6 protein-coding genes, 1 tRNA gene and 2 pseudogenes are annotated in these 11549 nt (G+C 70.8%); 4 read left to right on the top strand and 5 right to left on the bottom strand.

Translation table 11 applies throughout. The annotated features are described in order from the left end of the window. The first annotated feature begins 9 nt into the window (after positions 1-9). The gene (locus AB0O15_RS19145) at positions 10-834 is read left to right on the top strand and encodes a hypothetical protein (protein WP_364320038.1); all 825 of its coding nucleotides are present in this window, start codon (positions 10-12) and stop codon (positions 832-834) included. 228 nt (positions 835-1062) lie between these two features. On the opposite strand, the gene AB0O15_RS19140 is transcribed toward AB0O15_RS19145, so the two are convergent. Next, positions 1063-1135: transfer RNA gene (locus AB0O15_RS19140), tRNA-Asp, on the bottom strand. A gap of 255 nt (positions 1136-1390) precedes the next feature. Between AB0O15_RS19140 and AB0O15_RS19135 the strand changes: the two genes are divergently transcribed. Next, on the top strand, positions 1391-2959 hold the full coding sequence (locus AB0O15_RS19135; RefSeq protein WP_364320036.1) for a methyl-accepting chemotaxis protein: 1569 nt from the start codon (positions 1391-1393) through the stop codon (positions 2957-2959). Positions 2960-2996: 37 nt separating this feature from the next. Continuing rightward, positions 2997-3134, top strand: a pseudogene (locus AB0O15_RS19130) (SAM-dependent methyltransferase); the annotation flags it as partial. Between the two features lie 333 nt (positions 3135-3467). Here AB0O15_RS19130 and AB0O15_RS19125 read toward each other — a convergent pair. Beyond that, positions 3468-4946 carry a GAF domain-containing protein gene (locus AB0O15_RS19125; protein WP_364320034.1) on the bottom strand — a complete coding sequence of 493 codons (1479 nt, stop codon included), beginning with the start codon at positions 4944-4946 and terminating at the stop codon, positions 3468-3470. A 1057-nt stretch (positions 4947-6003) separates the two neighbouring features. Here AB0O15_RS19125 and AB0O15_RS19120 point away from each other — a divergent pair. Beyond that, positions 6004-6087, top strand: a pseudogene (locus AB0O15_RS19120) (SAM-dependent methyltransferase); the annotation flags it as partial. Positions 6088-6095: 8 nt separating this feature from the next. Here the strand turns inward: AB0O15_RS19120 and nrfD are convergent. The 3 genes from nrfD to fdh all read right to left on the bottom strand — a co-directional run bounded on the left by nrfD (position 6096) and on the right by fdh (position 11537). Continuing rightward, entirely contained in the window at positions 6096-7040 is a 945-nt protein-coding gene (nrfD, locus tag AB0O15_RS19115) for an NrfD/PsrC family molybdoenzyme membrane anchor subunit (RefSeq protein ID WP_364320486.1), read from the bottom strand. A gap of 173 nt (positions 7041-7213) precedes the next feature. Continuing rightward, the gene (locus tag AB0O15_RS19110) at positions 7214-8260 is read right to left on the bottom strand and encodes a 4Fe-4S dicluster domain-containing protein (protein WP_364320032.1); all 1047 of its coding nucleotides are present in this window, start codon (positions 8258-8260) and stop codon (positions 7214-7216) included. Next, positions 8250-11537, bottom strand: a complete 3288-nt coding sequence (fdh, locus tag AB0O15_RS19105; protein WP_364320030.1) for a formate dehydrogenase — start codon at positions 11535-11537, stop codon at positions 8250-8252. The genes AB0O15_RS19110 and fdh overlap by 11 nt, the downstream gene beginning before the upstream one ends. Positions 11538-11549: the final 12 nt, after the last annotated feature.

The raw sequence follows: 11549 nt of genomic DNA, 5'->3' as shown, positions 1-11549 counted from the left end.
GGATCAACGGTGGAGCGCGCACTCACGACGGCGGCGATCGACATCGTGCTCGGATACTTCCGGCGCACGCTGTTCCGCACGCCGGACCCGAAACCCGACCGGACCGCCGAACGGACGCTCGGCGTCCTCGACCAGCTGGCCCGGGACGACCCAGCGACCCACGCGGCGCTGGCGTCGTTGCGGGCCTGGCCCGACGACCCCGCCGCCCTGGCGTTGCTTTCACAGCGCGTCGCGGCCAGCGTCCAGCATCATCGGCGGTTCAAGCGAGACCTGAGCCGGAGCCTCGGCTCGACCGGGCCCGGCCCGCGGCGGTTCTTGGCCGCGGCCGGGCCGGTGCTGCTGGTCGTCGTCGCGGCCCTGGGCGGATGGTCCGGGGCCTACCTCCGCGGCCACACCACGCTGCTCGACGTCGAGACCACCCTGACCTCGGCCGACGGCTGGACCTATCGCGTGTCGGAGGCACATCTGAAGACGTCGCCGGCCGCCCCCGGCCGCCGGTACCTGTACCTCGACATCACGGTCGAGAACCGCCGCGACGACCGCGAGGCGCCGGCCATCGGTTTCCACTTCGCCCGCGAGGCGACGACCTTGGCGGCCGGCTGCGGGGCCCAGCAGACCGGCTGGTTCCGGCCGATCGTCCCCGGGTGGTGCGTCAGCCGTTCCGCCGGCCTCTTCGGCCGCGACCCGTCCTGTTCCGGCGGCCCGATCCCGGCGGGCGGTCGCAGCAAGGTCCGCTGCGTCGACGCCTACCTGGTCGACGACGGCTTCGACCTGACCACCCTCCGCGTCTACCACTCCGGAGGCAGGGTGACCGAGATCCCGACCTCGACCTGATACCCGAGCTCCGTCAGTCCCACCAGAACGACCAGTGGTCGCCGCGCACCTGTTTACGGGCAACGTCACCGACCTCACCGAGAGCACGTCGCGCCACACCTCGTCATGCCGGCCGCGCGGAACCTCGCCGCTGAGGAGCCGGACGCCGCCCGGGGTGATTGCCTCTTCGACGCCGGACAGCCCGGCCAGCAGCCCATCCACCAGTCCCACCCCTGCCCCCGTGAGGGTGGGGCCCGACCGGACTCGAACCGGCATCCTCCGCCTTGACAGGGCGGCGCGACTACCCCTGCGCTACGGACCCCACCTGCACCGAAGCCTACCGATCTCGATCAATCCGTTTGGGACGCCATCGGTGCGACCACCTCTGCGCCAACGGCCAAGGGATGTCTGACCAGCTCACGTGGCAGGCGAACGTCGACTTGGAACTCACCCGCATAGCAGGTGACGCGGGTGTGCGCGGCGGTCTTCGCCGAATTCGCCCGCGGTGACCGGCCGGGGTGGTCTCATGATCTTCGGCCAGGTGCGGATACCGCGAGGGGACACCGTCATGCGGTCCATGAGTATGCGAAGCAGCCTGCTGGCGTCGGCGGGGGTCGCCCTGCTGGTCGCGATGATCGTCGGCACGGTCGGGATCACGCGGACCAACGCGACCGCGGGCCGGGCGGAGGCGATCTACAGCGAGGCCCTGCGCCCGCTGGCGACGGTCAAGGACGTCCAGCAGTTGATCTGGCACGCGCGCTGGGCGAGCCTGTCGAACCTGACGGCCACCGACCCGGCCAAGGCCAGCGCGTACGCCGACGAGGCATCCGCCACCTACGACCTGGTCACCACCCGCCTGGGCGAGTACAGCACCCTGCCGGTCGGCGCCACCGAGCGGGCGGCGATGGAGTCCTTCCAGGGCACCTGGACGACCTACCTCGACCTGCGCAAGCAGTCGTCCGCGCTCAAGAACGCGGGCAAGATCGAGGAGTGGCAGCAGTTCCGCTCCAGCACGCTGAACCCGGCCATCGGCAAGGCCATCGAGGACCTGGACGCGCTGGTCGAGGTCTCCCAGCAGCGCGCGACCGAGAGCGCGGCCGCCGCCCGCGCGGCGGCTGATGAGGCCCGGACGGTGATCGCCATCGTGCTGGTCGCCGGGGTGCTCATGGCCGCCGCGTTCGCGCTGATGGTGGGCCGGTCGCTGAACCGGCGGCTGTACGCCCTGCGCGACGTCGTCTCGGCCATGGCCGACGGCGACCTCACCGAGCGCCCGCCGGACCAGGCGTCGAACGAGATCGGCGAGATGTCCCGCTCGGTGCACCGCGCCGCAGCCCAGTTGCGCACCACCATGCAGTCCCTCGCCTCGATGAGCACCGGGCTCGCCGACCGCTCGGGTGAGCTGCAGCAGGCGAGCCGCACGCTCAGCGGCAGCACCGACCAGGCGTCGAACCGCGTCAGCTCCATCGACACCGCGGCCGGCGAGGTCAGCGCCGGCGTGCAGGCCGTGGCCGGGGGCGCCGAGGAGATGGGCGCGGCCATCCGGGAGATCGCCATGAGCGCGACCGAGGCCGCGCAGGTGGCCGCCAACGCGGTGGAGGTCGCCGCGGACGCCCGGCAGCTCATGACCAAGTTGGACGCGTCGTCCGGCGAGATCGACAGCGTGGTCAAGGCCATCACCGCCATCGCGGAGCAGACCAACCTGCTGGCCCTCAACGCCACTATCGAGGCCGCGCGGGCCGGCGAGACGGGCAAGGGCTTCGCCGTGGTCGCCGGGGAGGTCAAGGACCTGGCGCAGGAGACGGCGAAGGCCACTGAGGAGATCAGCCGGCGCACCGAGGTGATCCAGAACGACACCCGGGCGGCGGTCGAGGCCATCTCCGGCATCGGCGAGGTCATCGGGAAGATCAACGACTACCAGAACACCATCGCCTCGGCGGTGGAGGAGCAGAGCGCGACGACCCGCACCATGACGGGCGACCTCAACCGCGCGGCGGGCGGCACGTCGCAGATCAGCGGCGACCTGGCCGAGGTCGTGCAGGTGACCACGGCCACCCGCGACACGGCGCAGGCGACCGAGTCCACGGCAGCGGACCTTGCCGACATCTCGGGCCGGCTGCGCACAATGGTGGCCGCGTTCCGCTACTGAGGACACGCGGCCGGCTGACGACGCCGCCACCGCGCCCCTGCAGAACAGGGCTCTCCTGCGGCGGCCCGTGCGGTCCCTGGCCGCCGAGGCCGGCATCCGACAATACCTCGACATCGGTACGGGGCTGCCGACGTCGCCGAACGTGCACGAGGTGGCGCAAGCCCCGACCGCCCGACCGGCCTGCTGACCACCCCAGCGATCATCGCCCGGTCGCCGTACCGGTGCGCGTCTACTCCGGTATCGACTCGCGCGCCTACCCGGCATTGAGCACTGCTGAACGGATCTTCGGCAACCGGCCAGCCCGGTTCTGAGGCACCCGGCACAGGGCACGACCGGTCTGCCTTGCCGGACCGAGGGGCGGACATTACGTCAGCACCGCATCCGCCCCAGTGAATTACGCGAGCGCCGTTCACGAACCGCCAAGAAGACCTGGACGGTTTCGATCCCGGTGTGCAGGTCCGGTCGACGGATTCGGTGGATCTTCGGCGTGGTGCGGGCGACCGGCCCCTTATGCGCCGACGATGTCGCGGGTAACCGCGGCTTGTTCGGTGAGTACACCGCTGATCATGGTTTGGGTCTCGTTGATCCGGTCGACGATCTGGCCGATGCCGGCGAGGGCTTCGACGACGGTGGCCGCGTCGGTTTGGATCGCGGTGACCAGGTTGCCGACGTCGTCGGTGGCATGGGCGGTGCTCTGGGCGAGTTCTTTGACCTCGCCGGCGACCACGGCGAAGCCTTTGCCGAGTTCGCCGGCGCGAGCGGCTTCGATGGTGGCGTTGAGCGCGAGCAGATTGGTCTGTGCGGCGATAGCGGTGATCACCTTGACGACGTCGCCGATCTTGCCGCTGGACTCTTCGAGGCGCCGGACGGAGGCGTTCGCGTTGACGGTCATGGTCTGTGCCTCGACGGCGACGGTGGTGGCCTGCACGACGTTGCGTTCGGCTTCCTCGATCGAGGTGACCAGTTCCGCGCCGGCGGCACTGACCCGGTTGGTCTCCTCGATGCGTTGCATCGCTTCGGCGACCAGGAACACGGCGCTACGCAGCGCGTCGGCGCGGCCGGCGGACAGTTCGTCGAGGACCTCGGTGGTGAAGAAGTCCATGGTGCCGATCACGGCACCCCGCACGATCAGCGGCAGCGCCACCCCGGATTTCACCCCGGCGCGTTGCGCGGCGGGCGATCGGACACAATCCGTCAGCTCCCCCAGATCCCGCACGAACAGCATGTCCTTCTTACGCCAAGCCCGGCCGGCCAGCCCAACCCCTTCGGCGAAGCTGGCCTGCTCGGTGACCCGCCGGAACTCCTCACCCGCGGTGCCGGACTCCACCACGAAATGCAGCGCGTTGTCCCGGGGCTCGACCTGCCAATACGAGCCGTAGGCCCAGCCGAACTCCCGCCGGATGGTGTCCAACGCCCGGCGAGCCGCGTCCGCTGCCGAGGCAGCGGCCGACACCTCCCGCAGCACGGTGGTCACCGCGCCCGCGTCGGCCGTGGCCGCGGCCTGCCGCTCACCGTCCGCGAGTCGTTCCAGACTCTGCGACACCAGCCGACCGACCGCGCGCAGCGTGTCCAGCCGCTGCGGCGACGGATCCAACGTCTCGGTGGCGAAGAAATCCATCGTGGCGACCACGGCGCCGCCCTCGAACAACGGGAAACACACACCGCTCTTCACCCCGGCTCGCTGCGCGACCGGGGCCCGGACACAGTCGGCGAGTTCGCCGAGATCAGCGACGAATACCAGATCCCGGGCCCGCCACGCCCGCCCGGCCAGCCCCACACCTTCGGCGAACGACGCGGAAAGGGTCACTTTCCGGAACTCCGAGCCGGCGTCACCGGACTCCGTCACGAACCGTAACGCCTTCTCGGCGCCGTTGACCCGCCAGTACGAGCCGTACGCCCAGCCGAAACTGTCCCGGACCGCGTCCAACGCGGCCTGTGCCGCGCCTGCGGTGGTGTCGGCGCCGGCCAGCGCGTCCAACACCTTCATAATCGCGGCGGTATTCTCCTGCGACTCGGATGCTATGGCCTGCGCCAGTGCCTGGCCCGCCGCGTTCTGCCCACCGAACCAGCCCATCCCGGCCCCCTTCGCCACACCATGGCGGATCCCGCCCGGCACTTCTCTCATCGGCCGAGAAAGCGCCGCCTGAGGATTAGCCCCGCCTTTACCGTGCGTGGCCGACGGAGGCCCGGTCAGTTTTCACCCGTCCGCGACCGACCAGACCCGCAGATCTCGCAGCTCAGAAGCAGAGAGCTGGTATACCGGATCCGCAGTAAGGACGGCCTTGGGTGAGCAAACCCGAATGCAGGGTCGCTCCGGGCGCCCGGCCGCCATCCAGTAGAAGGGGTTTCGCGATGTCGCCCGCCATCACCGAACTGACCGCTCATCGTCAGCGGCATCGGGCTGGCACGGCTGCACCACCAGCTCGTCCAGACTCTCTGCATGGCCGGAGTCATCCCCGACACGACTGCGGTCGCCTTAGTCGCGCACACTGAGCAGGTCGACGCCGCCGCCGAACTGAGCGCCTACCGAGCGCATCTCACACCTGAGTAGGCCGCCCCAGTTCACCCGGCCCCGCGGCCAGACCCCCGCCATCGCTGCGGACATCGCACAGGAGAATGCCCACCGGGCTCTGCCGTGCAGCTGCGGGAGCCTACGCGAACGCCTGCGAGCGCGACGCGGGACGGCCCCCGCGACGCGTTCACCGCCAGGCCTGGACTGATGGCGATCGGCGAGCTGTCCGGGGCCGTGTCGGTCTGGGCCCGAGACCGGACATCGATCGCGCAGAGGCACCCGCCGACTAAACTGGACACCGCCAGATCATCCCGCCATGTTGGACTGGACGCCGCCACCTTGGCTTGGACAGGACAAGCGGTGTCCGATCCAGTTGAAGGTTGCGAATGGCCCACGCGTTGACCTCGGGTTCGCAGAGTGGTTCTGACCGACAGCGCCGGAATCTAGTCAGAGAGTCGTCACACGAAGATCTAGTACGGAACCCGACGCAAACGGACAGGATCGTTCGTGTGTGCACAACCAGACTTGCTATGACCCGATCGTGCTGCTGGCACACGCGCGCGCCCTGCTGACCAGCTCGCCCGAGGGCCGCACGGCCTATGTGGACGCGAGCCTGCAGCCTGGTCAGGAGCGGTCTCCGCCGTCAGACTCCGCCAGTCGCTCCTTCTGCGGGATGACCGTGTAGCGCGGGTCCTTGGCCGACGCCACGCCGCCCTCGAAGACGCCGAAGCGGGTGGCCAGGGAACCCGCCAGCAGGGCCGCGCCGGACAGGGCGGAGATCGTCCGGCTGCGGCGGCCCAGGACGGCGCCGGCCATGCCGGCCGCGGTCAGCCAGCGGGCCGCCTTGAGCAGGCGACCCGCGCGGCCCTGGCGGTAGGGCTCGCTGAGCAGGCCGTGCGACTCCTCGACGCGGTGGCCGGCGTACAGCTCCAGCGCGCCGCCGGCGACGGCCAGGCGGCGGGCGGGGCCGGACTGGGTGGTCGGCGCGGCGATGAGGCCCACGGCGGCGCCGCTGGCCAGGGCGCTGCCACCGAAGAGGAAGGGCAGGTCGGGGTACGCGGCATGCCAGCTCGGGGTGGCCGTGTCGGACAGGAGCACGGCGGTGTACGTGGCCAGGGCGGGCGCGGTCACGGCGGCGGCCCACTGGCCGGCCGTACCCAGCGGTGGCAAAGCCTTGCGGGCCAGGCCGAGCACACCTCGCTCGGGCAGAAGCGGCGCGGCCTCGGCGGCGCCCGCCACCCCGGCGGCGAGGCTGAACGCGCTGAAGATCCACGTGCCCATGGACATCGGCGAGGTGGGCTTCGCGACCCGCAGCATGTTCAGGAGGCGCTCGGGGCGGCCGAGGTCGTTGACCAGGAAGTAGCCGCTCGCCCCGACGGCGCCGAGAGCCGTGAGCCGGCCGGCGCGGCGCAGGGCGGGGCGGCCGGTCGCGTCACCACCGGCGGCGAGCAGGGCGGAGCCGGCCGCCAGCCCGCCGGTGAACAGGTACGCGGCGATGTCGTGCCGCCACACCGGCGCCTTGACGATCGGCCGGCCGTAGTAGGACTTGAAGTCGGCCTCAGGAACCATGGACCGCTCGGCGCCGCGACGGCGCCGCCCTCCGCGCCCGCGCGGCGGCACGGCGGAGACGTCACGGCCCCGCGGCGGCACGGCGGAGACGTCGCGGCCCGGCGGGGGCACAGCGGAGGTGTCACGGCACGGCGGCGGCACGGCGGAGGCGTCGCGGCTCTTGTCGGAGGCGGTCATGGGCGCCGCCCGGCGAAGGCGACCACGGCCGCCCCGACCATGGTCAGCGCGGCCAGCCCGGCCTTCTTCCACATCGCGGGCAGGTGCTTGGTGGCCACGACCGGGTCGGGTGGCAGGCCGTACACCTCGGGTTCGTCGAGGAGCAGGAAGAAAGCGCCGTCGCCGCCGACGCCGTCGTCCGGGTCGTGGCCGTACAGGCGGGCCGAGGTTTCGCCCTGGTCCTGAAGCCGCGTGAGGCGTTCGGCGGCCCGGGCCCGGAGCTCGTCGAGCTCGCCGTACTGGATGGACTCGGTCGGGCAGGCGGTGGCGCAGGCCGGTGTGAGGCCGTCGCCGATGCGGTCGTAGCAGAGCGTGCACTTCCACGCGCGGCCGTCGTCCTTGCGCTGGTCGATCACGCCGTACGGGCAGGCGGGAATGCAGTAGCCGCAACCGTTGCAGATGTCCTCCTGCACCACGACCGTGCCGAACTCGGTGCGGAACAGGGCGCCCGTCGGGCACACGTCGAGGCAGCCGGCGTGGGTGCAGTGCTTGCACACGTTGGACATCATCAGCCAGCGGAAGTCGGTTCGCGGCGCGTCCATCGTGCGGCCGGGCAGGTCGGTACCGGGCATGCCGAGGAACTGGGTGCTGCCGGCGGCGGCCAGGGCGTCGACCGCCGGCGGCAGGCCCGGCTCCGTGCCGGTGTCATGACCGGTCTGAGCCGCGACCGTCGCGGTCTGCGCGCTCGCCGACGGGCCGGTCGGCAGGCCGGCAAAGGCGCCCGGCGTCCCGGTGGCCGCGCCGGATGGGGCCGCGCCAGAGGTGGAGGCGGACGACGCCGACTGCTCGATGAACGCGACGTGCCGCCACGAGTTCGCGGTCAGCCCGCCGGTGTTGTCGTAGGACTGCCCGAGCAGGTCGAAACCGTCGTCGGGTACGAGGTTCCACTCCTTGCAGGCGACCTCGCACGCCTTGCAGCCGATGCAGACGCTGGTGTCGGTGAAGAAGCCCATGCGCGGCGGCGCGTCGACATGGCCCGCGTCGAGGGCGGGATCAAACGGCATCTGAGTCCCCCTCAGGCGGGTCGGTGGTCAGGATCGGTGTGCGGTGGTCCGGGCCGAGGCCGGCCCGTTGACGGTACGAGTCAACGTACGCCGGAAGTTCTGGTCCGGTCGGGCGGCGGCCGGGCTGGATGTCACAGGTGCCGACCTTGCTCTCCTGGATGAGCACGTTCGGGTCGAGCGCGATCCCGACCAGGTCGTTGGCCGAGTCACCGGTGACAAGGCCGGAGCTGCCCCAGTGGTACGGCAGCCAGATCTGGTGCACCCGGCGGCCCTCGATGCGCAGCGGCGCGAGCCGGTCGGTCACCATCACCCGCGCCTCGATCGCCGAACGCGAGGTGATCACGTGGGCCCAGCCCAGGTGGGCGAGACCGCGTTCGCGGGCCAGGTCGGGTGACACCTCGACGAACATCTCCGGCTGGAGCTCGGACAGGTAGGCCAGCTGCCGGCTCATCCCGCCGGCGGTGTGGTGCTCGGTCAGCCGGCTGGTGGTGAAGATGTACGGGTACACCTCGGCGTGCCGCTCGGTGGCGCTCGGGTTCGTCGGGTTGTCCGGCCGGTCGTACACCATCCGGGTCGGGTTGGCCTGCTGCCCGTAGAGCGGGTTGCGCACGGGCGACTCGGCCGGCTCGTAGTGCGTGGGCATCGGGCCGTCGATCAGGCCGCTGGGCGCGTACAGCCAGCCTTTGCCGTCGCCCTGCATGATGAACGGGTCGTCGCCGGAGATGGCCGCGACACCGGTGGCATCGTCGGGCGGGCGGTAGGACGGCGGCTTGGTCTTCTCGAAGTCGGGCACGTCGAAACCCGTCCACTCGCCGTTGTCGCCGGCGTCCGGGTCCCACCACACGTATTTCTTGCGCTCCGACCACGGTTTGCCGTCCGGGTCGGCCGAGGCCCGGTTGTAGAGCGTGCGGCGGTCGGCCGGCCAGGCCCAGCCCCATTCCGGCGCGACCCAGCTCTGCTCGGTGTGCGGCTTGCGCCGGGCGGCCTGGTTGACGCCACCGGCGAAGACCCCGGTGTAGATCCAGCAGCCACCGACCGTCGACCCGTCCGCCTTCAGCTCGGTGAACGCCGACAGCGGTTCGCCGGTCGGCACGGCGTACCCGTTGATCTCCTTGAGCACGGCCTCGGCCTCGGGCTCGTCACCGCGCGCCCCGCCCAGCGGATAGTCCCAGGCCAGCCGCTGGATGCCGCGGTCCCGGGCCAGCGTCGACCCGCTCAGCCGCTCGCGGACGAGGCGGCCGAGGTGGTAGCTGAACCACAGCTCGGAGCGGCAGTCGCCGGGCGGCTCGACGGCCTTCTCGCGCCACTGCAACATCCGTTGTGTCTGTGTGAACGTGCCTTCCTTCTCGACGTGCGAGGCGGCCGGCATGAAGAACACCTCGGTGCGGCAGGTCTCCGGCACGATCTCGCCGGTCGCGACCTCGGGGCCGTCCTTCCAGAAGGTGGCGCTCTCGATCATGAACAGGTCGCGGACGACCAGCCAGTCGAGGTTGGCCATGCCGAGCCGTTGCGCCTTGCCCTGCGCGGAGCCGACGGCCGGGTTCTGCCCGAGCAGGAAGTAGCCCTTCACCTTGCCGTCGATCATGTCCAGCACGGTCTGGTACGTCCCGTGGTCGCCGGTCAGGCGCGGCAGCCAGCCGTACCCCCAGTCGTTGTCCTTGGTCGCCGCCTCGCCCCAGTAGGCCTTGAGCAGGCTGACCGCATAGGCCTCGGCGTTGGCCCAGAAGCCTTTCTGGTCGGGGTGCCGGATCGCGTCCACCCAGTCCTGGTAGGTCTCGTGCTGCGAGTGGTGCGGCATCGGCAGGTAGCCGGGGAGCAGGTTGAACAGCGTCGGGATGTCGGTCGAGCCCTGGATGCTGGCGTGCCCGCGCAGCGCCATCACGCCGCCGCCGGGCCGGCCCATGTTGCCCAGCAGCAGCTGGATGATCGCGCCGGTGCGGATGTACTGCACGCCGGTGCTGTGTTGCGTCCAGCCGACCGAATACACCAGCGCGGTGGTCCGCTCCCGCCCCGAGTTCGACGTCCACGCCTCACAGACTTCCAAGAACTTCTCCTGGGGTACGCCGCAGAGCCGCTCGACGAGCTCCGGCGTGTACCGGGCGAAGTGCCGCTTGAGCACCTGGTAGACGCAGCGCGGATGTTGCAGCGTGTCGTCCCGGGGATGGTCCTGGGGCACGGGCGGGCCGTGCGATTCCTGCTCCAGGCCGGACGCGGTGGACCGGTCGGCATGCGCCTCGCCGTGCGACTGCGCCTGCTCCTCCTGCCCCTGGTACGCCCAGCTGGCCTGGTGGTAGGTGTGCAGCTCCTCGTCGTACCCGGAGAACAGCCCGTCCAGGTCCTCGGTGTCCTGGAAGTCCTCGGAGACCAGCGTGGCGGCGTTGGTGTAGGCCAGCACGTACTCGCGGAAATCCTTCTCGTTGCTGAGGATGTAGTTCACGATGCCGCCGAGGAAGGCCACGTCGGCGCCGGCGCGCATGGGCACGTAGGAGTGCGCGAGGGCGCTCGTACGCGTGAACCTGGGGTCGATGTGGATGACCTTGGCCCCGCGGTTCTTGGCCTCCACGACGTACTGGAAGCCGACCGGGTGGGCCTCGGCCATGTTCGAGCCCTGGATGATGATGCAGTCCGCGTTAGCCAGATCCTGGAGGAATCCGGTGGCCCCGCCACGGCCGAAGCTGGTTCCCAGACCGGGAACGGTGGCGGAGTGTCAAATGCGCGCCTGGTTCTCGATCTGGAGCGCGCCGACCGCGGTGAAGAGCTTCTTGATCAGGTAGTTCTCTTCGTTGTCGAGGGTCGCCCCGCCGAGGCTGGCGATGCCGAGGGTACGGTTCAGCGGCCGCCCGTCCCCGTCGGAGTCCTCCCAGGTCGCCTCGCGTGCGGCGACCACCCGGTCGGCGATCATCTCCATCGCGGTGGCCAGGTCGAGTTCTTCCCAGTCGGTGCCGTACGGGCGCCGGTAGAGCACCTTCTGCTGGCGGCGGTCGCTGGTCACCAGGCTCTTGCTGGCCGAACCCTTGGGGCACAGCCGGCCGCGGGAGATCGGGCTGTCCGGGTCGCCCTCGATCTGGACGACCTCGCCGTCCTTGACGAAGACGCGCTGGCCACACCCGACCGCGCAGTACGGGCACACGGACTTCGCCACCGAATCGGCCGTCTCGGTGCGGGCGGTCAACGACCGGCTCCGCTCCGACTGGGCGGCGGCGCCGCGGCCGAGCGGGTCCGTGCCGGTGAGCTGCCGATAGACCGGCCAGCCCTCGATCCACGTCCGGACTCCCACGGAACCACCGTA

This window comes from Actinoplanes sp. NPDC089786 (assembly GCF_040684855.1).
In the GTDB taxonomy this organism is placed as follows: Bacteria; Actinomycetota; Actinomycetes; order Mycobacteriales; family Micromonosporaceae; genus Actinoplanes.
Note: the sequence above shows the minus strand (reverse complement) of the source record. Positions and strands in the feature narration are given on the sequence as shown.

What these genes read in the sequence shown, in the direction of transcription:
- AB0O15_RS19110 (WP_364320032.1), bottom strand. Translation starts at nt 8,260, where the DNA reads ATGCCGTTTGATCCCGCCCTCGACGCGGGCCATGTCGACGCGCCGCCG.
- nrfD (WP_364320486.1), bottom strand. Translation starts at nt 7,040, where the DNA reads ATGGTTCCTGAGGCCGACTTCAAGTCCTACTACGGCCGGCCGATCGTC.
- AB0O15_RS19125 (WP_364320034.1), bottom strand. Translation starts at nt 4,946, where the DNA reads ATGAAGGTGTTGGACGCGCTGGCCGGCGCCGACACCACCGCAGGCGCG.
- AB0O15_RS19135 (WP_364320036.1), top strand. Translation starts at nt 1,391, where the DNA reads ATGAGTATGCGAAGCAGCCTGCTGGCGTCGGCGGGGGTCGCCCTGCTG.